This is a genomic window from Streptomyces sp. NBC_01454, from assembly GCF_036227565.1.
Lineage (GTDB): Bacteria > Actinomycetota > Actinomycetes > Streptomycetales > Streptomycetaceae > Streptomyces.
The window spans coordinates 4,329,462-4,352,542 of sequence record NZ_CP109460.1 but is presented as its reverse complement, the minus strand read 5'-3'; the positions used below and the strand labels follow the sequence as shown (position 1 = coordinate 4,352,542).

Sequence of the window (23,081 nt, the reverse complement as noted above, 5' to 3'; positions counted from 1 at the left end):
GCACGGTCTTCCTGTCTGCGCTCACGTCAGCCCTCGTCCGGGCCACCGTTCTCCTCGTCCGAAGCCTTGGCGCCCTGTACGTCGTCATCGGATCCGGACTTGGTGCCCTGCGCACCCGGCTGCGGCTCGGCGACGGCTACCCGCGCGGGGCGGATCGTTCGTTCACCGATGCGATACCCGGGCTGCAGGATCGCCACGCACGTCGTCTCGGTGACGTCCGGTGCGTACGAGTGCATCAGCGCCTCGTGGATCGTCGGGTCGAAGGGCTCGCCCTCCTTGCCGAACTGCTGCAGCCCCAGCTTGGCGACCGCGGTCTCCAGCGACTCGGCCACCGACTTGAAGCCGCCGACCAGCTCGCCGTGCTCACGCGCACGGCCGACGTCGTCGAGGGTGGGAAGGAGCTCGGACAGGAGGTTCGCCGCGGCGATCTCCTTGACCGTGATCCGGTCCCGTTCCACCCGACGGCGGTAGTTCTGATACTCCGCCTGGAGCCGCTGGAGGTCCGCCGTGCGCTCGTTGAGCGCCGTACGCACCTGGTCCAGCTGCGCCTGGAGCGCTACGTCCGGTACGTCCCCGGCCGGGGCCGAGCCCGCCTTGTCGGCGGACTCGGCCTGCGCCGCGTCTTCGGGAGCGGCGTCGGAAGGGACGTCGGGCTTCTCGTCGAAGCCCGGGGTCTCCTCCGTCACGCGGCACCATCCTTCTTCGGCTTCTCGTCGTCGACGATCTCGGCGTCCACCACGTCGTCGGCGGCGTCGGCCTTGGCCTGCTCGGCGCCGTCCGCGGCGCCCTCGGCACCGGCCGCCTGCGCGCCCTGGGCGTCGGCGTACATGGCCTGGCCCAGCTTCTGCGAGACGGCCGCGACCTTCTCGGTGGCCGTACGGATCTCGGCGGTGTCCTCGCCCTTGAGCTTCTCCTTCAGCTCAGTGACGGCCTCCTCGACCTCGGTCTTGACCTCGCCCGGGACCTTCTCCTCGTTGTCCTTGAGGAACTTCTCGGTCTGGTAGACGAGCTGCTCGGCCTGGTTGCGGGTCTCGGCGGCCTCGCGGCGCTTGGTGTCCTCGTCCGCGTACTGCTCGGCCTCCTGGCGCATCCGGTCGACCTCGTCCTTCGGCAGCGAGGAGCCGCCGGTGACGGTCATCTTCTGCTCCTTGCCCGTGCCCAGGTCCTTCGCGGTCACGTGCATGATGCCGTTGGCGTCGATGTCGAAGGAGACCTCGATCTGCGGGACCCCGCGGGGGGCCGGCGGCAGACCGGTCAGCTCGAACATCCCGAGCTTCTTGTTGTACGCCGCGATCTCGCGCTCGCCCTGGTAGACCTGGATCTGCACGGACGGCTGGTTGTCCTCGGCCGTCGTGAAGATCTCGGACCGCTTGGTCGGGATCGTGGTGTTGCGCTCGATGAGCTTGGTCATGATGCCGCCCTTGGTCTCGATACCGAGGGACAGCGGGGTGACGTCCAGCAGGAGGACGTCCTTGACCTCACCCTTGAGGACACCGGCCTGGAGGGTGGCGCCGATGGCGACGACCTCGTCCGGGTTGACGCCCTTGTTGGCGTCCTTGCCGCCGGTCAGCTCCTTGACGAGCTCGGCGACGGCCGGCATACGGGTCGAGCCGCCGACCAGGACCACGTGGTCGATCTCGGACAGGTTGATACCCGCGTCCTTGATCACGTTGTGGAACGGCGTCTTGCAGCGGTCCAGGAGGTCCGAGGTGAGCTGCTGGAACTGCGAGCGGGTGAGCTTCTCGTCCAGGTGCAGCGGGCCCTCGGCGGACGCGGTGATGTAGGGAAGGTTGATCGTCGTCTCCGTGGAGGACGACAGCTCGATCTTCGCCTTCTCTGCGGCCTCGCGCAGCCGCTGGAGCGCCATCTTGTCCTTGGCCAGGTCGACGCCGTGGCCGTTCTGGAACTGCTTGACCAGGTAGTCGACGACGCGCTGGTCCCAGTCGTCACCACCGAGGTGGTTGTCACCGTTGGTGGCCTTCACCTCGACGACACCGTCGCCGATCTCCAGCAGCGAGACGTCGAAGGTACCGCCACCGAGGTCGAAGACCAGGATGGTCTGGTCGTCCTTCTCCAGGCCGTAGGCCAGGGCCGCGGCGGTAGGCTCGTTGACGATACGCAGGACGTTCAGGCCCGCGATCTCGCCGGCCTCCTTCGTGGCCTGACGCTCGGAGTCGTTGAAGTAGGCCGGAACGGTGATGACCGCGTCGACGACCTTCTCCCCGAGGTACGACTCGGCGTCGCGCTTGAGCTTCTGCAGGATGAAGGCGCTCATCTGCTGCGGGTTGAAGCCCTTGCCGTCGATGTCGATCTTCCAGTCGGTGCCCATGTGGCGCTTGACCGACCGGATGGTCCTGTCGACGTTGGTGACCGCCTGGCGCTTCGCGACCTCGCCGACCAGCACCTCGCCATTCTTGGCGAAGGCGACGACGGACGGCGTGGTCCTGGCGCCCTCGGCGTTGGTGATGACGGTGGGCTCACCGCCTTCGAGAACACTGACGACGGAGTTCGTCGTGCCCAGGTCGATGCCGACCGCACGTGCCATTTCAATTCCTCCAGCTGACTTGAGTGGAACAGGCTCAACAGTGCAGCACGGAAGAAAGCCTGTCAACAGACGTGAGTCGGCAGCGCTCAAGTTTTATATCGCGCTTATCGTCACTACGTCTCCACGGAGACGCCCGCAGGGCCACAGAGGGTTGCCTTCGCGACGCAGATCACCGGCCGGGCGGCTTCATGGGGTCCGGGAGAATGGGTAACCTCAGCGCAGACCCGAAAAGTTACCGCTTAGTAGTTCCGCTCAGTTTTCCGCTCTCGCAGGTTCGAGGAGCCACCCATGCAACTCGCCGCGATCATTGTGTCGCTGGTCCTAATCGCGGTCGGCGTCGCCCTGTTCGGCCGTGCCATCCTGCAGATCTACCGCTTCGTGCGGCTGGGTCAGCCGGTGCCCGCCGGCACCCGGACGGACGATCCGAAGCACCGCACGGTCACGGTGGCCAAGGAGTTCCTCGGCCACACCCGGATGAACCGCTGGGGCGTCGTCGGGGTGGCGCACTGGTTCGTGGCCGTGGGCTTCTTCTCCCTGCTGCTGACGATCGTCAACGCCATCGGCCAGCTCTTCCAGGCCGACTGGCTGATCCCGCTGATCGGCGACTGGCTGCCGTACGAGATCTTCGTCGAGTTCCTCGGCCTGACGACGACGCTGGGCATCGTGACCCTGATCGTCATCCGCCAGCTGAGCAAGCCCGGCAAGGCGGGCCGCAAGTCCCGCTTCGCGGGCTCCAACTTCGGCCAGGCGTACTTCGTCGAGGCCGTCATCCTCATCGTCGGCGTGTGCATCATGACGCTGCGCGCCCTGGAGGGCGTCCAGCACGGTGTGGACCACTACGAGATCGGGTTCTTCGCCTCGTACCCGATGATCGTGGCCTTCAAGGGGCTCAGCCTCACCGCGATCCAGAATCTGACCTACCTCGTCGCGGGGATCAAGATCGCGACGTCCTTCATCTGGATGATCACGGTCGCCCTCAAGACCGACATGGGCGTCGCCTGGCACCGCTTCCTGGCCTTCCCCAACATCTGGTTCAAGCGCGAGGCGTCCGGTGACGTGGCGCTGGGCGCGCTCTTGCCGATGACCAGCGAGGGCAAGGCGATCGACTTCGAGGACCCGGGCGAGGACGACCAGTTCGGCGTCTCGCAGATCGAGCACTTCTCCTGGAAGGGCATCCTCGACTTCTCCACCTGCACCGAGTGCGGCCGCTGCCAGTCGCAGTGCCCGGCCTGGAACACCGGCAAGCCGCTGTCGCCGAAGCTGCTGATCATGGCGCTGCGCGACCACGCGCACGCCAAGGCCCCGTATCTGCTCGCCGGCGGCGGCAAGACCGCGGAAGGCGAAGAGAAGGCGAGCGAGGAGCAGCTCAAGGACGTTCCCGCCGCCGCGCTGGCCGAGGCCGAGCGCCCACTGATCGGCACCCTCGAAGAGAACGGCGTCATCGACCCCGACGTCCTGTGGTCCTGCACCACCTGCGGCGCCTGCGTCGAGCAGTGCCCGGTCGACATCGAGCACATCGACCACATCGTCGATATGCGCCGTTACCAGGTCATGATCGAGTCCAGCTTCCCCAGCGAGGCGGGCACGATGCTGAAGAACCTGGAGAAGAAGGGCAACCCCTGGGGCCTGGCCAAGAAGCAGCGCCTGGCATGGACCAAGGAGGTCGACTTCGAGATCCCCGTCGTCGGCCAGGACGTCGAGGACCTCACCGAGGTCGAGTACCTCTACTGGGTCGGCTGCGCCGGCGCCCTGGAGGACCGCGCGAAGAAGACCACCAAGGCCTTCGCGGAGCTGCTGCACATCGCGGGCGTGAAGTTCGCGATCATGGGCGGCGACGAGAAGTGCACCGGTGACTCGCCGCGCCGTCTGGGCAACGAGTTCCTCTTCCAGCAGCTCGGCGCGGAGAACGTCGCCACGCTGAACGCGGCCTTCGGCGAGGATGACGAGGACGAGTCGACCAAGAAGCCGAAGTCCTCGAAGAAGATCGTCGCGACCTGCCCGCACTGCTTCAACACCATCGCGAACGAGTACCCCCAGCTGGGCGGCGAGTACGAGGTCATCCACCACACCCAGCTGCTCCAGCACCTCATCGACGAGGGCAAGCTGATCCCCGTCACGCCGGTAGAGGGCCTGATCACCTACCACGACCCCTGCTACCTGGGCCGCCACAACAAGGTCTACACGCCGCCGCGCGAGATCATCGCCAAGGTGCCGGGCCTGCGGAACGAGGAGATGCACCGCCACAAGGAGCGCGGCTTCTGCTGTGGCGCGGGCGGTGCCCGGATGTGGATGGAAGAGCGCATCGGCAAGCGCATCAACAACGAGCGCGTCGACGAGGCCCTGTCGCTCAACCCCGACATCGTCTCGACGGCCTGCCCCTTCTGCCTCGTCATGCTGACCGACTCGGTCAACGGCAAGAAGAACGACGGCAAGGCGAAGGAATCCATCCAGGTCGTCGACGTCGCCCAGCTGCTGCTGGACTCCGTCAGGACCCCCGTCGACCCGGCGGGCGACGAGGCGACGGAAGACGCCCCCGAGCCGGAGCCGGTGCAATAGCCGCACGGTGACGCACGTTGTCCGGCGGCCGGTCCCGTAGAGGTACGGGGCCGGCCGCCGGCGTTTTCCACAGGCCCGCGGCCGGCGTTGCGGGACGGCCGCCGCCGGGGAGCATCAGGGGCGGCGAATGGCGCCACGACGCACACGACAACAGCGCGACGAACGGGGTGGGGACGGCATGCGAGGACGGTCCGCCGTGGCAGCGGGGTGCGGGCTCGTGCTCGCCCTTCTCCTCAGCTCCTGCCATCCGTTCGCCCCCTCCGGTGCCGGCCGCCCCGCCGCCCGGCACCGCGCCTCCTCGCTCCCCGCCGCGCGCCCCGTCCCCGCCGGCCACGGCAGCAGGACCGCCCAGGACTTCAACGGGGACGGCCATCGAGACCTCGTCGTCGACAGCCTGCTGGCGCCCGCCGGGGGCCATGACGACGACCCGGGCATCGGCATCGTCTACGGATCGGCGCACGGACTCGCCCCGGCCATCCGGGAGTTGCTCACCCCGGCCCGGAACGCCGCGCCCACCGGCACCACCGTGCCCGCGTCCTTCGAGGCCGAGACCGTCTGCGATCTCGACCGGGACGGCTTCAGCGACCTCGTCGTCACCACCGACCCGCCGTACGACGGCATCGGCCGACCGCCCGTCCCCGTCCAGCTCCTCTTCGGCTCGCCGCGGGGCCTCGGCGCCGGCCGTGCCGTGCGGCTGCGCATCCCCGCCCGGGCCCGCTTCGGCAACGAATGGCCCGACCAGCCCGTCTGCGGCGACTTCGACGGGGACGGCGCCGAGGACCTGGCCGTCACCGCCTCCGGCCCCCGGATCAGCTACCTCCGGGGCCCGTTCACCCGCTCCGGCGCCCCCAGGGCGGCCGGCGCACCGGTCGCCGTTCCGGGCACCGCCCTGGCCGCCGCGGCCCCCCTCTCCTCCGCCGCCGACCTCGATCACGACGGCGCCGACGACCTCCTCGTGCGCGCCGCCGGCCCCGGCCGCCCGGCCCGCAGCCGTCTGGCGCTCGGCGGCCCCCGGGGCCCGGTCCGCGCGGGGCCGGCCGCGTATCCGCCCGGTTACGCCACGGTCTTCGGCCGCTTCTCCGCCGGCGGCCGGGGCCCGACTCCGGTCACCGCCGGCACCGACGGCCTGCTGTCCGTCGCCGGCCGCCCCGGCACGCTCCGCACGGACACGGGCGGCACGCCCACGCTCGCCGCCGCCGAGGTGACCGGCGACGGCTACACCGACCTCGTCATAGGCGGCACCCGCCCGGCCTTCCTCGCCGGCTCCCCGAAGGGGCTGTCCAGCACCGTGCACCGCCTCACGGTGCCCCGCCTCCCCGGGACCGGCCGCCCGCTCTCCACGGTCCTCGCCCTCACCGACTTCGACGGCGACCACCATGCCGACCTCGTACTGCTGACCCGGCGCGGCCACACCCACGACAGGGTGACGGTCCACCCCGGCGGCCCGTCAGGCCTCGCCCCGAAGCCCGCCCTCTCGTTCACCACGGCGGATTTCACGGCTCCCTGACCGGTTCATGACCACCACTCAGGGCCGCGGTGGCCGTGGGCGCACGACCGCCACAGTTCACGGCACATCCGACTCGCCGTCAGCACCCCGCCAAACCGCCCCGTGAACAATGCAGTTGCCCGCCCCCGAGGCGCGACCCGACCATGACGGCATGGACAATGCGGGCTCCCGCGCCGGCACGGGCACAGGCACGGCCACCGGCAGCGACACGGACACCAGCACAGCCAACGACCTCGGCCTCAGCACCGGCACCGGCACCGGCACCGGCACCGGCACGAACGGGACCATGAAAGTGAACACGAGCATGAACATGAGCACCGGCACCCCACCCGCTGCCGCCCCCGCCCCGCCCCTCACCATCCGGCTCGCCCTGCCCGTCGACGCCCCGGCGATAGCCGCCATCCACCTGGCATCGCGGCAGGTCACCATGCCCTATCTGCCGCCCCGGCGCCGTACCCAGGACGAGGTCACCCGCTGGATCCGGGAGATCGTGCTGCCGCAGTGTCACACCGTGGTCGCCGCCCGTGGAGCGGAGATCCTCGGCTATGCCAGCGTCCGGGACGAGCTGCTCGACCAGCTCTATCTGCGCCCTGACGTCCGCCGCGCCGGCATCGGCAGCCTGCTGCTCGCCGCGGCACAGCGCCACCGCCCGGCCGGCCTGTCCCTGCACGTCTTCCAACTCAACGCGGAGGCCCGGGCGTTCTACGCCCACCACGGCTTCCGCGTCGTGGCCACGGACGACGGCAGTGGCAACATGGAGAACCTGCCGCAGCTCACCCTCCGCTGGACGCCCCCTTCCGCCCCCCTCCCCCCTCGGGGAACCCCCTAGAAGACTCATGAAGATCTTGGAGTTCTGGCCCCGCCGCGTGAGCGGCGGGGCCAGACTGCTTGTTGTGGTGATGGGGGAATGGGCCGGGGAGACGGTCGGGCCGGATGTGTGGGAGACCTGCCGGGATTTGATCCCGGCGGGGAGTGTGTTCGCTTTCCTGGCCGAGCATCGCAGCACGCTGTTCGAAGCGGAGATGTTCGCGGACATGTACCCGTCGGCGAACGGGCGGCCGAGTATGCCGCCGCAGATCCTGGCCTCGGCGATCACGCTGCAGGCCCTGCACGGGCTGTCGGACTTCGAGACGGTCCAGGAACTGCGGTGCGACCTGAGGTGGAAGGCAGCCTGCGGACTGGGCCTTCATGACATGGCGTTCGATCCGTCGTTGCTGGCCTACTTCCGCCGCCGGCTGGCCCGTTCCGCCCGGCCGAACCGGGTGTTCGAGGCTGTGCGGGAGGTCGTGAAGGCCACCGGTGTCCTCAAGGGCAAGCACCGCCGGGCGCTGGATTCCACCGTGCTGGATGACGCGGTGGCCACCCAGGACACCGTCACCCAGATCATCGCCGCCATCCGGGCGGTGATCCGGGACGTCCCCGGGGCCGGCGAGGTGGTCGCGGTGCACTGCACCGCGCACGACTACAACGACCCGGGCAAGCCGAGGATCGCCTGGAACGACGAGCAGGCCCGTGCCGACCTGGTCGACGCCCTGGTCGGTGACGCGCTGCGGCTGCTGGGCCACCTGCCCGAGCAGCAGCTCGGCGAGAAGGCCGCGAACGCGGTCGGCATCCTGGCCCTGGTCGCGGGCCAGGACGTGGAGCCCGCCGAGGACTCCGACGGCCGCGACGGGCGCTGGCGCATCACCCAAGGCACCGCACAGAACCGGATGGTCTCCACTGTCGACCCCGAAGCCCGGCACGTGCACAAGACCCGCACCCACCAGCAGGACGGCTTCAAGGCCCACCTCGCCATTGAGCCCGAGACCGGGTTATACACCGCCGTCGCCCTGCGGCCCGGAGCCGGTCCCGAGCACCACGAGGCGATGGTCGGAATCGACCTGCTCACCGACGAGGACGAGCCCGTTGACGCCTTCGGTGACACCGCCTACTCCACAGGTGACGCCCGCCACAGCCTCGAAACCGCCGGTCACCGGCTGTTCCTCAAACCCGCACCGCTGCGGCCCGCCGTCCCTGGCGGCTTCACCCTCGACGACTTCGTCATCGACACCGTCGCCGCCACCGTGACCTGCCCCGCCGGACACACCGTCCCTTTATCCGCTCCCGCCGGGCAGCACCACCAGCGCAAAGCCTCGTTCAAGGACGTGTGCGCCGGATGCCCCCTTCGTGAGCGGTGCACCAAGGCCAAGGCCGGGCGGATCCTGACCATCCGTCCGCACCACGATCTGCTCGCCGCCGCCCGCCAGCAGGCCGCCACCGATCCCGACTGGCAGGCCGACTACCGGCGCTGGAGACCACCGGTCGAACGTGCCGTCGCCTGGCTCGTCCACCACGGCAACCGCAAACTCCGCTACCGCGGCACCATCAAGAACGACACCTGGCTCCACACCCGAGCAGCCGCCCTCAACCTTCGCCGACTGATCAACCTCGGACTCAACCGAACCAACGGAACCTGGCACCTCGCCCCGGCCAGCACATAGCCGGAGGGGCCGCCCGGCCTGCGGCCGAACGACCCCTCAGCAAGATCTTCATGAGTCTTCTAGGGGATGTCACAGGTCAGCAGCAAACCCCGCCCCGATCCCCCTGCTCCGCCACCGGATCCACGCGGACCAGGTACTTTCGAGTACGTGGCTGGATTCAGGATGGGTCGCGGACGGGATGCCCGCCCCGCGCAGAACGGACAGCAAGGGCAGCAGGGGCAGCAGGCCCCGTACGGACAGCAAGGGCCGTATGGGCAGCAGCCTCCACCGCCGCACGGGCAGTGGCAGCAGCCACCGCAGCAGTACGGCGGGCAGCAGCCGCAGCCGCACGGGCAGCACGGCGAGCCCGAGTACTTCGGCGACGGCGGCTACCACCCCCAGCAGTCCTACGCGCCGTACACGAACGACAACAACGCAGGTCACACCCAGCAGTTCAGCGTCGGCGAGGCGCCGGACGCCTACGGTGCACAGCCGGACGGGTACGACAACGGGCCCGACGGCGCGTACGCGGCCGGCGGCACCTACCGCGCGGGCCAGACCACCGCACCGCCGGCCGGCCCGAAGCTGCACTGGAAGCAGCTGCTGTCCGGCATCGTGCTGCGCCCCGACGCCACGTTCTGGCAGATGCGCGACCACGCGGTCTGGGCCCCCGCCCTCCTCGTCACCTTCATCTACGGCCTGCTCGCGGTCTTCGGCTTCGACAAGGCCCGCGCGGATGTGCTGAACGCCACGCTGTCCAACAGCATCCCCTGGGTGCTGATCACCGCGGTGATGTTCATCATCGGCAGTCTGATCCTGGGCACGGTCACCCACACCATGGCCCGCCAGCTCGGCGGCGACGGCGCCTGGCAGCCGACCATCGGCCTGGCCATGCTGATCATGACGATTACGGACGCGCCCCGGCTGCTCTTCGCCATGTTCCTCGGCGGCGACAGCACCCTGGTGCAGGTCCTGGGCTGGCTGACCTGGCTCGCCACCGGCTATCTGCTCACCTCCATGGTGAGCAAGTCGCACGACCTGCCCTGGCCCAAGGCGCTCGGCGCCTCCGCGATCCAGCTGGTCGCCCTGCTCGCCCTGCTGAAGCTCGGCACGCTGTGACGCTCGGCACGCGGTAACGCCCTGCCGGCCACGGGCGAGGGGCCCGCCCCGGAGCACCACGCTCCGGAGCGGGCCCCTCGCCGTACGGGTGGGCGTCCCCCATGGGCAGCCCCCCGTCCTACGCGAACCGCTGCCCGTCCGACCCGTCACACCCCCGCAGCCGCAGCGGTTCCTTCGCCGCGCCCAGCGTCAGGCACAGCGACGGCGCGGCGGCCGGCCGGATCGTGCCACCGGTCCGTACGAACTCCTGGTTGGCCGCGCCCGAGCAGTTCCACAGCACCAGACCGGCCCCGGCCTCGTAGCGGGCACCGGGCACGTCCAGGCACCGGTCCTGGGTCAGCTCCACATGCACCGACCGCCGCTCGGGGTCGTACCACCAGCCCTGGTTGCGCCCGCCGTGGCAGTCCCAGCCGCCGACCGCCGTCCCGTTGGCGCTCGCGCCGCCGGTCGCGTCCACACAGCTGCCCGTGGCGGCGTTCTTCAGCGGCCGGTACGCGTCGTCCCAGGCCCCCGCGTACAGCGTCGGCTGCCCGGTGCTCGCCGCGTCGGCGCAGGACGCCTCCCGCAGCCCCGACGCGTACAGCTGGGTCAGACACGAGGCGAACGCGCCGTGCCCGCGGGCGTTGGGGTGGAAGGACTGCCGCACCGAGTTCGCGTTCGGCGGGAAGGGGTTGGTGAGGTTCACCCACAGCCCGCGGGCCCAGGTGTCCTCCATGCACACCTCGTGCCCGTGGAACAGCCGGGAGGCGTCCAGATAGGTCGCACCCGCCTCCCGCGCGGCCTTCCGCATCCCCTTCTCGAACCCCGGCACCGCGGCATTGCGCCCCCAGCCCGCGTCGGAGGTGTAGCCCGTACAGCCGCCTGGCAGCTTCCCCGGGTAATGCGGGTTGTCCGTCACATCCGGCCCGATCGGACTCGGATACGACATCACCACGAGCCGGTAGTCACCGTCCGCGTACCCCGCGTCCCGCATCACGGTCCGCAGATCACCTACCGTCCGCTCGACCTTCGGCACCAGCGCGTCGACCCGCGCCTGCCAGCCCGGCTGGTACTTCTGCTCGCAGGTGCCCTGCAGCAGGAACCAGCGCTCCACGCAGTCCGTCATCACCGGCCCGAACTGCAGATCGTCGTTGGCGCCGGCCACCAGGAGCACCATCTTCAGCCGGGTGTTCCGGGCCGCGATGGCGAGACTGTCGCTCTGCACCAGCTCATCGGCGTACTGCTTGCTGCCACCGATCACGATGTTGCCGCTGGAGGCACCCGAGCAGGCGGCGTTGTAGGTCACGTCCGCCGCGATCCCGGTCCGGTGGATGGCCGAGTCCGGGGACCGGTGACACCAGTTGTCCGGCCCGTCGGTACCCGGCTCGTACGTCCCGACGCCCTCCCCCGAGATCTCACTGTCCCCCAGCGAGATCAACGAGGTCTTCCGCTCCCCGGCCGACCGCTCGGCCGGATCCCCGTACAGCCTCGTCGCCTCCCGCGCCCGGATCTTCTCCAGCCCGGGCGACAGCGGCTTGACGACCGCGGCCCCGCCCGGCCCGTCCCGCCCCACGGCCCCGGACGCGGCCCCCGCCCCGCCCGCCGCCACGGTGCACACCACCGTCAGCGCCGCCGCCGAGGTCACCACCACCGCCCGCAGCCGCCGCCCCGCACGCCACCCACGTAACGCCCCCCGCCCACGTCTCGCACGCACCATGGACACTCCCCTCCGGTCTGCTGTTACCGCGGGTTGTAGTCGCAGCCGGACCCGCACGGAACACCCGGAACGGGATTGGCCGGATCCGGCGCACAGCAGCGCACCCGACCGCCAACTCCTGTGCGGAGTACGACGATCGGGTGCCGAGGAAGGTGCATGCGCGGCGCGGGCAGCCGCCCGCCCGCCGCGGCTCAGGCGTCGAGTATCTGGCCCTCGCGCCGCACGACCGGCGGCTGGACGCTCCACGGCGAGGACCCAGCCGTGCTCGCGCCCCGGGTGGAGCGCGCCATGCGCGCACCGGATCCCTATGTGCGCCAGCTGGGGTTCGTGGCCGCGGGCGTCATGGCCCGCCTGTACACCACGCTCAGGCCAGGGATTTATGCCGCGATGTGTGCGGAAGGGCTCGGCGGCGTGGCCGACTCCGCCATCAGAGACGCGCTGACGTTCATCCTCTTCCGTGAGTTGCCGTAGTGGATGAGGAGGTTGGACCTGTGGCTGTTGGTACGCAATACACCGTGGAGAAGCGCCTGTTGCGGCTCCAGGAGTTCATCAAGGAGGCGGGGGCGCGATGAAGGGAGCCCTCGGGAGGGCACGAAGGAAAGGCCGCTGACGCGGCTCCGTCACGCCGCCACCGCCGGCATGGTCCTTGGCGAAAACCTGGGCCCCGCCCTGGTCGGCGTCACTTGGCTTGGCGACCGCACCCGCGACGGCCTGACCCCTCTGGCCGTCACCGGCTTCTGGCGGTGACGGGCGCCCTGGCCCTGACCTGCTTCGGGAGGCGCCGGTGGACGGCACGGACACCGGCAACGGGCCGCGTACGGGGGCGGAGGCGGAGGGACGGCGGACCGGGGCGGCGGGGGATCCCTGAGGGGATTTCAGCGGGCGACCTCCACTTCTGGCCGATCCTGACCAAAAGACGCACCGCTGGCCCTACCTAGACCACCTATTTACCCACACCTTGCGCCCCCTTGAATATTGCCTGGTCAGCTGCTGCGAGGTTTCGACATGGGGGAGCAGTATGGCGATCGAACTGCCCGGTCAGGTGGTTTCGTTCCTTCAGTTCATCGGGGTGAACTGGCCGAACATCAATGAGGACAAGGTCCGCGAATTCGGGTCTCACGTACGGGATTTCGCGCAGAAGGTGGATGACACGCACAAGGACTCCACTGCCACGATCAAGCAGCTGGAGGACGTCTACCAGGGCGCGTCGTACGAGGCGTTGCTGGCCAAGTGGGGCCAGATGTCCGACAGCCACATGACGGAGCTGGTCAACGCCTGTCATGTGGTGGCCGACGCACTGGACCTCGCGGCCGACACGATCGTGGCGATGAAGGTGGAGGCGATCGCCGAACTGACCGTGCTGGCCATCACGTTCGTCGCCGACCAGGCCGCCGCCGTCGCCACCCTCGGCCTCGCCGAAGCGGCCGAAGCCCTGGTCGTCGAAGCCGCCGAAAAGCTCATGGACTACCTCGTCCAACAGCTGGAGCAGTACATCATCGGCCAGGTCATCGAAGCGGCGGTCAATCCCCTCGTCGAGACCGTCGGCAAGGCAGTGAGCGGGCTGCTCTTCCAGGCCGCCGAGTCCGCTCTCGGCGTCTCCGCCGGTGGAGGCGGGGGGCGTGCCGGCGAGAGCTTCTCCATTCACCCGGAGGCGCTGCAAGCACGCGCGGAAAAGCTGCACGCACATGCACGGACGGTGGCCGGGCACGCCGCCGAATTCCAGACCAAGGCCGCGGGGGCGAGCTTCGAATGAGCAATCCGATCGTCAAGGCACTGGAGCACGCCGCCGAAAAGCTGGGCAAGACCCTCGGCAAGGACGCGGGCAAGGCCGTCGAGGACCTGTACCACGGCACAGGTCAGCGCATGAAGAAGGTCGCCACCAACCACGCCGAGAACGACGCCAAACAGGCCGCGGAATTCGGCAAACACCTCAAGGACAGCAAGCAGGACATGCCGCACGCGCCCCACGGCACGAGCGGAGGCGGGCACCCGTCCGGTGGTGGGCAATCCGGCGGCCGGTCCGGCGGAGCCCACGAGCAGGCCAAAGCCGACCACGAGAACGCCAATACCCGCCAGGAGAAGGGGATGTGCACCGATGGCACGGACCCTGTCGACCTCGCCACGGGCCGGGTATTCCTGACCCAGACCGACATCTCCCTCCCCGGCGCCCTACCACTGGTCTTCACCCGCAAATACGAGTCCTCGACACGCATCGGACGCCACATCGGGCCGTCGTGGTCCTCCACCATCGACCAGCGCCTGGAGATCGACGCCGACGAGGTCATCTTCGTCACCGAGTCCGGGATGCTGCTGCGCTACCCGATACCCGAGACCGGCGAACGCGTACTGCCCCAGCACGGCCCGCGCTGGCCCCTGATACGCACCGTCCAGGACGACTGGGCCGTCCACGACCCCGAGACCGGCCAGACCCGCTACTTCGCCGATGCCGTGCACACCCCCGGCCTGGCCCTGCCGGACGAGATCTCGGACCGCAATGGACAGCGGATCACCTTCGACTACGCCGACGAGACCGGCATCCCCTACGCGATCCGCCACAGCGCCGGCTACGAACTCAAGCTCACCTGCGACGAGAACGGCCGCCTCACCGCCCTGCACCTGGCCGGTGCCGCCGACGACGGCTCGGACCAGCTGATCCGCTCCTACGGCCACGACGAGGACGGCAATCTCACCACCGCCACCAACTCCACCGGCGCCGTGACCCGGTTCGAGTACGACACCGACCACCGCATGACCGCCTGGGTCGACTCCAACGACTCCCGCTACGAGTACAGCTACGACGAACGCCACCGCTGCACCGCCCAGTCCGGCATCGAGGGGCACCTGGCCAACCGGTTCGCCTACGGCGAGGTCGACCTCGAGACGGGCCACCGCACCACCACACGCACCAACGGCGAAGGCTTCCCCACCCGGTACCTCATCAACGACCGCCTCCAGGTCATCGCGGTTACCGACCCTCTGTACAACACCACCCGCACCACCTACGACGCCCACGACCGCCCGCTGCAGATCACCGATCCTCTCGGCAACGCCACACACCTCACCTACGACGAGGACGGCCACCTCGTCTCCATCATCCGCCCGGACGGCTCCACCAGCACCGCCACCTACACCGACCTCGGCCTCCCAGCCGAGATCACAGGACCCGACGGCCTCACCCTCCGCCAGGAGTACGACACCAAAGGCAACCGGATCGCCGTCACCGACCCCACCGGCCACACCACCCGCTTCACCTATGACGAACGTGGTCATCTCACCTCGGTCAGCGACCCGCTGGGAAGCACTACCCGAATCGAGTGCGACGCGGCAGGGCTCCCCCTCACTGTCACCGACCCTCTCGGTGCCGTCACGACATTCCGCCGGGACACGTTCGGCCGCGCCACGTCCGTCATCGATCCCCTCGGTAACACCACCCATGTCCGGTGGACCCCGGAAGGACAGCTCGCAACCCGCATCAATCCGGACGGCACGCAGGAAGCCTGGTCCTACGACGGCGAGGGCAATTGCACTGCCACCACCGACCCCCTGGGTCAGGTCACCACCTTCGAATACGGCCACTTCGACCAATTGAAAGCGCGCACCGACCCGGACGGGGCACGCCACGAGTTCGTGCTTGACACCGAACTCAAGCTTATGAAGGTCACCAACCCTCAGGGCCTGACCTGGCGCTACGAGTACGATGAGGCCGGGCGCCTGATCTCTGAAACGGACTTCGACGGGCGCACTCAGACCTACACACAGGACGCGACGGGCCGGCTGACCTCCCGCACCACCCCGCTCGGCCACACGATCCGCTTCACCCACGACGCACTGGGCCGCACAACCGCCAAGGACGTCAACGGCGAACTCACCACCTTTACCTACGACGCCGCCGGCCATCTGACCCAGATCACAGGACCGGACAGCGAACTTACCTACACCCGCAACGAGTCCGGCCGAGTCGTTGCCGAGACGGTGAACGGCCACACCACCACCTTCACCTACGACGCCCTTGGCCGCCGAAAATCCCGCACCACCCCAACCGGCGCGGTGAGTGCCTGGACCTACGACGCAGCCGGGCAGCGCACGAGGCTTGACGTCTCCGGCCGCACTTTGGCTTTCGAGCACGATGCTCGCGGCCAGGAACTCTCCCGCACCCTCGGCGATATCACCATCGCCAACCAATTCGACGCCCTCGGCCGCCTCACCGACCAGCACGTCACCTCAGCCGCCAAAACCATCCAGCACCGCGCATACACCTATCGCGCGGACGGCAACCTCACCGGCATCGACGACCACCTCAATGGCCCCCGTCTCTTCGAGCTCGACGCCGTCGGCCGGGTCACCACCGTCTCCGCCCACAATTGGACCGAGAGCTATGCCTACGACTCAGCCGGAAACCAGACCCACGCCACCTGGCCCGACCGTCACCCAGCCCCCGAAGCCCGAGGCGAGCGCGCCTTCACAGGCACCCGCATCAACCGCGCTGGAGCCGTCCGCTACGAATACGATGCAGCCGGGCGCACCACCCTGCGTCAGAAGACCCGCCTCTCCCGCAAGCCCGACACCTGGCACTACACCTGGGACCCCGAAGACCGCCTGATCGCCTGTACCACTCCAGACGGCACAACCTGGCGCTACTGCTACGACCCCCTCGGCCGACGCACCGCCAAACTACGTCTCACCCCGGACTGCCAGAGCATCGCCGAACAGGTGAACTTCACCTGGGACGGCACAACCTTGTGCGAGCAGACGACCCTCGTCTACGGAGACCCCAGGCAAACGACCCTCACCTGGGACCACGAGGGGCTCACCCCCCTGACCCAGCGCGAACGCCGCACCACATCCCACGCCCCGCAACACGAGACCGATCAGCGCTTCTTCGCCATCGTTACCGACCTCGTCGGCACCCCCACCGAACTCCTCGACGAAGCCGGCACCATCGCCGCCCGCACGCGCACCACCCTGTGGGGCACCACTACCTGGAATACGAGCGCCACCGCCCATACTCCCCTTCGCTTCCCCGGTCAATACTTCGACCTCGAAACCGGCCTTCACTACAATTTCCATCGCTACTACGATCCGGAAACTGCTCGATACGCCACCCCCGATCCACTCGGGCTCACCCCTGCACCCAATCCGGCGACTTACGTCCACAACCCGTATATATGGAGCGACCCACTCGGGCTCGCCCCAGAATGCACGGTAACGGTATACCGGAAGCAGGATACTTCGATTCCGGAAACCATGCGTCTCACGGTCAACGAAAACGGGGATGTCTCACTTTCAGGGAGTGGCGCCCTCTACCTCAACATGACTGGCGACATTTCTCACACGGAAGCGTTCAAGGGAAATCAGATCGTCGCATTCGATGTCCCTAGGTCCTTCGTCAACGAAATCGACCGTGACTCCCTACCTCAACGTAAACCCAGCTGGTGGGAAGGTAGTGCCCGAGACTGGAACCGAGCACTCAAGGTTGCGCCCGATCAGTCCGACGGCCCAGGGTTGTTCGGCCTTCCGGATAACACCAAACACGGAAGGAATTACTTCGACGCGCTCAGGAACGCAATAATCCCGGGGTCCGGTAGAGTGATCGATGCCAGTTAACATGAAGAGGAACCCATGAACCGCTACGACCCGACGGATGAACTATCACGTTTGCGAGCGCGCCCGACGCAAGAACCCATCAAGCTGATGGGACTTCTGATCGTGGCCCCTGCATGCAACTCCGCAGAATACACAGCACGCTTGCGAAGCCTTCTTTCCGAAGCCATCGAAATCTCCCGTGAGGCAGATTTCGATGAGGAGGATGTCGCACCTGATTGCCTCCCATCTTGGTTCTTGGCTCTCACCAACGGGCATCCGGAAGGTGTCGATGACGATCCCGTCGGCAGTGAAGGGAAGAGCCGGTATCTCGCAGCTCGGGATAATCGCCCGTGGGAGGCTGTGGAGTGGATCTACACTTTCGACCCAGAACTCCGTTCCTGGTCCTGGTGGGACGCCACCGAAGACGACCACGGAAATGTCAGAATCTGGATCGACACCAAAGGGGAGCCGCGCGTTCCCATGGAAGAGCTATGGTGGGCGGTTTACTTGGCGGGCGCCCGCAATGTCGAGCCCATGTCATTGGAATACGCTGAAGTCTGGCGCCGGCAGGCGAGCCTCCCAGCAGATACCTAAGGGATTGCCCGGAGTGAGAGGAGTGGAGGCTGGCATCCGCGGCAACGGACATGGTGCGGTGAAAGGCAATCGCCCTCTCGCCAAGGCACGCCGGTGAAGGCAGCCTTGACGGCAACGACGGCACACGGGCGCTCACAGCAACGAGCCGGAGACACGCTCGGCGGACCCTGGATGGACGCCGCACGGCCCCGGATCGGAAGGTTGCAGGTTCGAATCCTGCCGAGCGCACAGCACGCCTGGGCCCCAGCGAGGATCACCGGGACCCAGGCGTGTGTGTTGCTAACGTCAGAAGATCACTCCGCACAGGATCCGACCAGCAGCGAAGATCTTCCAGTTCAAACGAGTTCTACAGCGCGTCCTTCGACGGGGTGATCGGTATGCCAGACTTACGACATGGAGGCAACACAGACCAGGGGAAATTGATCCACTCGTCGGGGCGCTTCCACACGTACTCGCACTTCACCAGCGAGTGCGACTTCTCATAGATCACCGCGCTGCGGACCTCCGCCACGGTGCCCTGGCAGAAGTCATGGACGAGCTTGAGCGTCTTGCCGGTGTCCGCGACATCGTCGGCGATCAGCACCTTCTTGTCCGAGAAGTCGATCGCGTTCGGCACCGGCGCGAGCATGACCGGCATCTCCAGGGTGGTCCCCACCCCCGTGTAGAACTCCACATTCACCAGGTGGATGTTCTTGCAGTCCAGCGCGTACGCCAGGTTGCCGGCGACGAAGACGCCGCCGCGGGCGATCGACAGCACGACATCGGGCTCGTACCCGTCGTCGGCGATCGTCTGCGCCAGCTCGCGGATCGCCCCGCCGAACCGCTCGTACGTCAGGTTCTCCCGCACGTCACTCACGTATCTCTCTCAGACCTTCTGTGTCCACGCCCTGCCACGCGCCCGCCCTGTTGAGCGCGCCCCACACCGACGCGGCCGTGTCATACCTGCGAACGGTGAAAGTTCTTGAACGACCGGGACGGCGTCGGACCGCGCTGCCCCTGGTAGCGGGAGCCGTACTTCGCACTGCCGTACGGGTGCTCGGCCGGCGAGGTCAGCCGGAACATGCACAGCTGCCCGATCTTCATGCCCGGCCACAGCTTGATCGGCAGCGTGGCGACATTGCTCAGCTCCAGCGTCACATGACCGCTGAACCCCGGGTCGATGAATCCGGCGGTCGAGTGCGTCAGCAGCCCCAGCCGCCCCAGCGAGCTCTTTCCCTCGAGCCGGGACGCAAGATCATCAGGCAGCGTGACGACCTCGTACGTCGAGGCCAGCACGAACTCGCCCGGGTGCAGGATGAACGCCTCATCGCCCTCGGGCACGACCTCACGGGTCAGGTCGCTCTGCTCGACGGCGGGGTCGATGTGCGGATAGCGGTGATTCTCGAACACCCGGAAATAGCGGTCGAGCCGCACGTCGATGCTGGACGGCTGCACCATCGATACGTCATAGGGGTCGATGCGCACCCGACCAGCGTCGATCTCGGCCCGGATGTCCTTGTCTGAGAGAAGCACGAGGACGAGGATACGCGCCCGCCCGACCCCCCTCACACGACGAGGGCCCGGCCCCCACCAGGGAGACCGGACCCTCAACCACTCCACGTCGCTTCTGCCTGTTACTTCCGCCGGCTTCTTCTGCTCGCCGCTGCCGCTCTACCGATCACTACCGATCGCTACCGGCCACTACCGATGGCTCCCGATCGCTCACTACCGCTTCGCGTACGCGACGGGCACCGAGTGCCGCAGCCGAGCACAGCGCGGGCAGCGCAACAGCCGTCCGGGACCGAGCCGGTCGGTGGTCTGCATCGGGAACGAAGCGGTGCTGAACACGTGGCCCTCGGCACAACGTACGACGGTGCGCTCCATCAAGTCCCTCTCCCAACTGCGTGGACAACAAAAGCCACATTAGGGGATGAACTGGGCGCCCTCGAAGGCGGCACTCCGACGCCCCACCGTACGCCTCAACTCCCGCACCCCGCACCCACATCCCACCCCGGCCGTCACCCGCAACACACCCCCCGGCACCACACCCCGACACCCCACCCGGGCACGCCAAATGCACCGCGAGGCGGCGATGGGGTAGAGTGTGCGGCGATGATCCGCCCTCGATACGAGGCGGGATTACGCGGGTGTAGTTTAATGGTAGAACATGAGCTTCCCAAGCTCAGAGCGCGGGTTCGATTCCCGTCACCCGCTCCATAGTTGAGGCCCAGGTCAGCGACCTGGGCCTTGTTTGTTGTCTAGACCGGGCTAGGCGTCGCGCACCAGATCCGCACCAGAAGGCTCGCCGGAAGGCTTCTGGCGAGCCTTGCTGCGAGCGGCTCGCACGAGATCGTCCAGCCCGCTCGCGACTTCCTGTTGCCTCTCAAGATCCGAGTGCTGGTAGATCAGCGCGGCCTTCTCCGACGACTGGCCGGCGCGGACCATCGTGTCCTTGAGGGTTGCCCCGGATCTGGTCGCCAGGGTGTGACCGGTGTGACGAAGGTCGTAGAAGCGAAAGCCCTCCGGCAGGCCGACGAGCGCACGAGCCTTGCGCCATTTCCGCCCGAAGGAGGACCGCCGAAACGGCTTGCCCTTCTCCCCCACGAACAACAGCCCCTCCGGCTCCTTCTCCGCGTACCAGTCGAGGTGACGTCGGAGGTCGGTCCAGAGAAAGGCCGGCAGGACCACAAGTCGCTTGCCCGCGTCCGACTTGGTGTCTCCAGGCGCACGGCGACCGGTCGTCAGCTCGGGGGCAGCCATGCGGACGCGAATGGTCATCGCGTTCAGGTCCACGTCCTTACGACGCAGCTCAGCCTGTTCTTCCGGTCGCATGGGACCGTACGCGCCGAGGAAGACCATCAGCCGCCAGCGAGGCCCGAGGGCGTTGGCGAGCGCGTCGACCTGGTCGACGGTGGCGATCTGGCGTTCGGCGGACGACTCCTTGCCGGCGCCCCTGATGCGGCAGGGGTTGCGGCGGATCAGCTCGTCGTCGACCGCGGTTTCCATGATGGCCTTGAGCAGGCGGTAGGACTTGGCGATGGTCGTAGCCGCACCCGTAGACGCCAACCGCTCGGTACGCCACGTACGGACGCGTGGGGCCGTGATCTCGTCAAGGTCCAAGCCCTCGAAAGTGGGCAGGATGTGCAGCCGCAGGAGCCGCCGGTACAGCTCGTCAGTGGTGGCGGAGAGGCCCCGCTCGCCCACCCACTGGAGTGCGTACTCCTTGAAGTTCACCGCACCCGCGTCCGGGTCCTGCCAATCCCCACGCGTGAGATCGGCTTCGATCTGTGAGAGCCAGACCTCGGCGTCCTTCTTGGTCTCGAAAGTCTGAGGTGCGCGGAACTCCTGCCCGTCCGGTCCCAGGTAGCTGGCGGTCCAGCGGCCAGACCGGTACTGACGCACCGAGCCGAAGCGCCGGCGGTTGCCTTTCGCGTTCCCCATCAGGCAGCCCTCCCGAGACGTGAACGACGACGGACGGGCTGAACGGTGTGCCCCTCGATATACGCCGCCAGGGCGCTCTCTTTGATGCGTACGTGGCTGCCGACCTTGACGAAGGCGATCCGGCGCTCGGCGATGAGGCGGCGCGGGAAGCGTGCGGTGGTGCCGAGACGTTCGGCGGCTTGGTCGACCGTGAGCAGGGAGTCGGTCACGATCGCTCTCCTTCCTGGGCAAGGGCTTCCCGGGCTGTCTCACGGTTGAGTTGGAGGCCGCGGGCGATGGTGGCGGCGAGGGCTGACTCGCCGGGGGTGTGGCCGTGGCCGACGTACTGCCAGTCGGTCAGGACGAGGACGGTGTCCGGCTCCGGGGGTTCGAGGCCGAGGGCTTGGCGTTCCTGGGCGGCGCGGAAGTCGGCGCGGGCCGCGCGCAGCTCGCCGAGGGTGACCGAGTAGCGGCGGGACTTGGAGGAGAAGTGGCCGCGAAAGCCGAGCATGTGGGCCCAGGCCCAGAGGCGACGTTCCGGGTAGAGCGGGTCCAGGGTTTTGCACGCGGTGATCAGGCGGCGGGTGTGTTCGGGGATCTGGTGGTGGTCCAGCTCGGTGAGTTCGCCGATGCGCCGGTCGAGGGTTCCGGTGGTTTCGGCGGCTTTGGTCGCGTACTTCGCGACGTAGGAGGCCACGGCCTGTTCGGTGATGTCGGGGCCGTCGTCGAAGGCCTTGACCGGCCGTACGTCCAGCTGTGTGCCCCAGCGGAAGGTCCGGGTGGGCTGGTCGCCGGCGGCCGGGGCCGTGACCGTGGTGTAGGGGTGCGCGGCGGCGGCTCGGATCGCGTCGGTCAGGAGGTCGACGTTTGCCCAGGACGGCGGCGGTGTTCCGGGGCCGTCCGGTCCGTCGATGCGGATCACCGCGTGGAAGTGGAGGGCGCCGCGCTTCTGGAACTCGGCGACCTTGCCGTATGAGAGGCGGGCCGATTCTTTGAGGTCGCGTTGGGTGAGGCCGGCGCGGGCGGCCAGTTCGCGGCGGAGTCGGGTGGTGAAGCGTTGCCAGAGGTCGCCTGCGTGGTTGTTGAACAGGACGGCGGCGGCGTAGTCGTACGTCTCGGGGTCCAGGGCGGTGCCAAGCGCCGGATCATCCGTGCGGTGCTGTGTGCCGCAGCGGCAGATGCCTCGGTCGGGCCGGTTGTGCACGGGGCCGAAGGATGGCGCGGTGAGGGTGGCGAAGACGCGGGGGTGGTCCCGGACGGCGGCGGGGATGTCTCGGCGGTCGTCTCCGGCCAGGCCGGCGCGGATGAGGTGGTAGGTGTCCCCGGCGTACGTCCAGGCGCAGGCGGGGCAGCGGGAGGCGCGGCGGTTGCCACAGGCGAGGCGGAGTCGTCCGCTGGGTTCGGACTCGGTCGAGTAGTGGTGCAGGGTCTCGCCCGACGTGCGGTCCTTGGCGAGTGTCCAGCCGGTGAGGTGGATCGGGTCGGAACAGCCGCCGGTGCGGTGGATCTGGTCTGCCCAGCGGTCATAGTCGGGGGCCGAAGCCACCCTCAGCAGGTCGCCGAGGGTGGTCGGGTCGAGGAGCGTGTCAGGCACGGGCGACCTCCCGCGTACGGGACGGGCGG

At 68.3% G+C, this 23,081-nt stretch carries 17 protein-coding genes and 1 tRNA gene; 10 read left to right on the top strand and 8 right to left on the bottom strand.

All coding sequences use genetic code 11. The features are described 5' to 3' along the window. Positions 1 to 26 precede the first annotated feature (26 nt). Positions 27 to 686 carry a nucleotide exchange factor GrpE gene (gene grpE, locus OIU81_RS19250; RefSeq protein ID WP_329149545.1) on the bottom strand — a complete coding sequence of 220 codons (660 nt, stop codon included), beginning with the start codon at positions 684 to 686 and terminating at the stop codon, positions 27 to 29. After that, complete coding sequence (gene dnaK, locus OIU81_RS19245; RefSeq protein ID WP_329149543.1) at positions 683 to 2,545, bottom strand: molecular chaperone DnaK; 1,863 nt, start codon at positions 2,543 to 2,545, stop codon at positions 683 to 685. The genes grpE and dnaK overlap by 4 nt, the downstream gene beginning before the upstream one ends. Positions 2,546 to 2,833: 288 nt before the next feature. Between dnaK and OIU81_RS19240 the strand changes: the two genes are divergently transcribed. The 5 genes from OIU81_RS19240 (at position 2,834) to OIU81_RS19220 (ending at position 10,186) form a co-directional block, all read left to right on the top strand. Further along, complete coding sequence (locus tag OIU81_RS19240) at positions 2,834 to 5,101, top strand: (Fe-S)-binding protein (RefSeq protein ID WP_329149542.1); 2,268 nt, start codon at positions 2,834 to 2,836, stop codon at positions 5,099 to 5,101. Between the two features lie 178 nt (positions 5,102 to 5,279). Next, complete coding sequence (locus OIU81_RS19235; protein WP_443074888.1) at positions 5,280 to 6,608, top strand: FG-GAP repeat domain-containing protein; 1,329 nt, start codon at positions 5,280 to 5,282, stop codon at positions 6,606 to 6,608. A 151-nt stretch (positions 6,609 to 6,759) separates the two neighbouring features. Further along, positions 6,760 to 7,437: a GNAT family N-acetyltransferase gene (locus OIU81_RS19230; protein ID WP_329149538.1), complete on the top strand. Its 678-nt coding sequence runs from the start codon at positions 6,760 to 6,762 to the stop codon at positions 7,435 to 7,437. A 70-nt stretch (positions 7,438 to 7,507) separates the two neighbouring features. After that, positions 7,508 to 9,088 carry an IS1182 family transposase gene (locus OIU81_RS19225; protein WP_329154803.1) on the top strand — a complete coding sequence of 527 codons (1,581 nt, stop codon included), beginning with the start codon at positions 7,508 to 7,510 and terminating at the stop codon, positions 9,086 to 9,088. A 162-nt stretch (positions 9,089 to 9,250) separates the two neighbouring features. After that, the gene (locus OIU81_RS19220; protein ID WP_329155227.1) at positions 9,251 to 10,186 is read left to right on the top strand and encodes a Yip1 family protein; all 936 of its coding nucleotides are present in this window, start codon (positions 9,251 to 9,253) and stop codon (positions 10,184 to 10,186) included. 118 nt (positions 10,187 to 10,304) lie between these two features. Here the strand turns inward: OIU81_RS19220 and OIU81_RS19215 are convergent, their stop codons facing one another. Further along, complete coding sequence (locus OIU81_RS19215; protein WP_443074011.1) at positions 10,305 to 11,882, bottom strand: ricin-type beta-trefoil lectin domain protein; 1,578 nt, start codon at positions 11,880 to 11,882, stop codon at positions 10,305 to 10,307. A 156-nt stretch (positions 11,883 to 12,038) separates the two neighbouring features. On the opposite strand from OIU81_RS19215, the gene OIU81_RS19210 reads away from it, so the two are divergent. The 4 genes from OIU81_RS19210 (at position 12,039) to OIU81_RS19190 (ending at position 18,059) form a co-directional block, all read left to right on the top strand. After that, on the top strand, positions 12,039 to 12,353 hold the full coding sequence (locus tag OIU81_RS19210; protein ID WP_329149536.1) for a hypothetical protein: 315 nt from the start codon (positions 12,039 to 12,041) through the stop codon (positions 12,351 to 12,353). Between the two features lie 547 nt (positions 12,354 to 12,900). Further along, positions 12,901 to 13,635: a WXG100-like domain-containing protein gene (locus OIU81_RS19200; protein WP_329149533.1), complete on the top strand. Its 735-nt coding sequence runs from the start codon at positions 12,901 to 12,903 to the stop codon at positions 13,633 to 13,635. Then, complete coding sequence (locus tag OIU81_RS19195; RefSeq protein WP_329149531.1) at positions 13,632 to 17,486, top strand: DUF6531 domain-containing protein; 3,855 nt, start codon at positions 13,632 to 13,634, stop codon at positions 17,484 to 17,486. The genes OIU81_RS19200 and OIU81_RS19195 overlap by 4 nt, the downstream gene beginning before the upstream one ends. Positions 17,487 to 17,501: 15 nt before the next feature. Beyond that, complete coding sequence (locus OIU81_RS19190) at positions 17,502 to 18,059, top strand: hypothetical protein (RefSeq protein WP_329149529.1); 558 nt, start codon at positions 17,502 to 17,504, stop codon at positions 18,057 to 18,059. Between the two features lie 346 nt (positions 18,060 to 18,405). Here OIU81_RS19190 and OIU81_RS19185 read toward each other — a convergent pair whose 3' ends face one another. Together OIU81_RS19185 and dcd are read right to left on the bottom strand one after the other, a co-directional pair. Beyond that, positions 18,406 to 18,915 (bottom strand): phosphoribosyltransferase, encoded by a 510-nt coding sequence (locus tag OIU81_RS19185; RefSeq protein ID WP_329331150.1) that lies wholly within the window; start codon positions 18,913 to 18,915, stop codon positions 18,406 to 18,408. An 80-nt stretch (positions 18,916 to 18,995) separates the two neighbouring features. Next, positions 18,996 to 19,571 carry a dCTP deaminase gene (gene dcd, locus OIU81_RS19180; protein WP_329331149.1) on the bottom strand — a complete coding sequence of 192 codons (576 nt, stop codon included), beginning with the start codon at positions 19,569 to 19,571 and terminating at the stop codon, positions 18,996 to 18,998. A gap of 610 nt (positions 19,572 to 20,181) precedes the next feature. On the opposite strand from dcd, the gene OIU81_RS19175 reads away from it, so the two are divergent. Next, positions 20,182 to 20,255 (top strand) — tRNA-Gly (locus OIU81_RS19175). Between the two features lie 51 nt (positions 20,256 to 20,306). On the opposite strand, the gene OIU81_RS19170 is transcribed toward OIU81_RS19175, so the two are convergent. Genes OIU81_RS19170 through repSA form a run of 3 tightly spaced genes read right to left on the bottom strand, consistent with a single transcriptional unit; the run spans position 20,307 to position 23,052 of the window. Further along, on the bottom strand, positions 20,307 to 21,479 hold the full coding sequence (locus OIU81_RS19170; protein ID WP_329149523.1) for a tyrosine-type recombinase/integrase: 1,173 nt from the start codon (positions 21,477 to 21,479) through the stop codon (positions 20,307 to 20,309). Beyond that, positions 21,479 to 21,688, bottom strand: a complete 210-nt coding sequence (locus OIU81_RS19165) for an excisionase family DNA-binding protein (protein WP_329149521.1) — start codon at positions 21,686 to 21,688, stop codon at positions 21,479 to 21,481. The genes OIU81_RS19170 and OIU81_RS19165 overlap by 1 nt, the downstream gene beginning before the upstream one ends. Beyond that, entirely contained in the window at positions 21,685 to 23,052 is a 1,368-nt protein-coding gene (repSA, locus tag OIU81_RS19160) for a replication initiator protein RepSA (RefSeq protein WP_329149519.1), read from the bottom strand. The genes OIU81_RS19165 and repSA overlap by 4 nt, the downstream gene beginning before the upstream one ends. Positions 23,053 to 23,081 lie beyond the last annotated feature (29 nt).

Bases quoted from the DNA above. Each gene is read 5' to 3' on its own strand.
- dnaK (WP_329149543.1), bottom strand. From the start codon at position 2,545: ATGGCACGTGCGGTCGGCATCGACCTGGGCACGACGAACTCCGTCGTC.
- OIU81_RS19200 (WP_329149533.1), top strand. From the start codon at position 12,901: ATGGCGATCGAACTGCCCGGTCAGGTGGTTTCGTTCCTTCAGTTCATC.
- OIU81_RS19170 (WP_329149523.1), bottom strand. From the start codon at position 21,479: ATGGGGAACGCGAAAGGCAACCGCCGGCGCTTCGGCTCGGTGCGTCAG.
- OIU81_RS19210 (WP_329149536.1), top strand. From the start codon at position 12,039: ATGCGCGGCGCGGGCAGCCGCCCGCCCGCCGCGGCTCAGGCGTCGAGT.
- OIU81_RS19235 (WP_443074888.1), top strand. From the start codon at position 5,280: ATGCGAGGACGGTCCGCCGTGGCAGCGGGGTGCGGGCTCGTGCTCGCC.
- OIU81_RS19190 (WP_329149529.1), top strand. From the start codon at position 17,502: ATGAACCGCTACGACCCGACGGATGAACTATCACGTTTGCGAGCGCGC.
- OIU81_RS19230 (WP_329149538.1), top strand. From the start codon at position 6,760: ATGGACAATGCGGGCTCCCGCGCCGGCACGGGCACAGGCACGGCCACC.
- OIU81_RS19220 (WP_329155227.1), top strand. From the start codon at position 9,251: ATGGGTCGCGGACGGGATGCCCGCCCCGCGCAGAACGGACAGCAAGGG.
- OIU81_RS19225 (WP_329154803.1), top strand. From the start codon at position 7,508: ATGGGGGAATGGGCCGGGGAGACGGTCGGGCCGGATGTGTGGGAGACC.
- OIU81_RS19195 (WP_329149531.1), top strand. From the start codon at position 13,632: ATGAGCAATCCGATCGTCAAGGCACTGGAGCACGCCGCCGAAAAGCTG.
- OIU81_RS19240 (WP_329149542.1), top strand. From the start codon at position 2,834: ATGCAACTCGCCGCGATCATTGTGTCGCTGGTCCTAATCGCGGTCGGC.
- OIU81_RS19215 (WP_443074011.1), bottom strand. From the start codon at position 11,882: ATGGTGCGTGCGAGACGTGGGCGGGGGGCGTTACGTGGGTGGCGTGCG.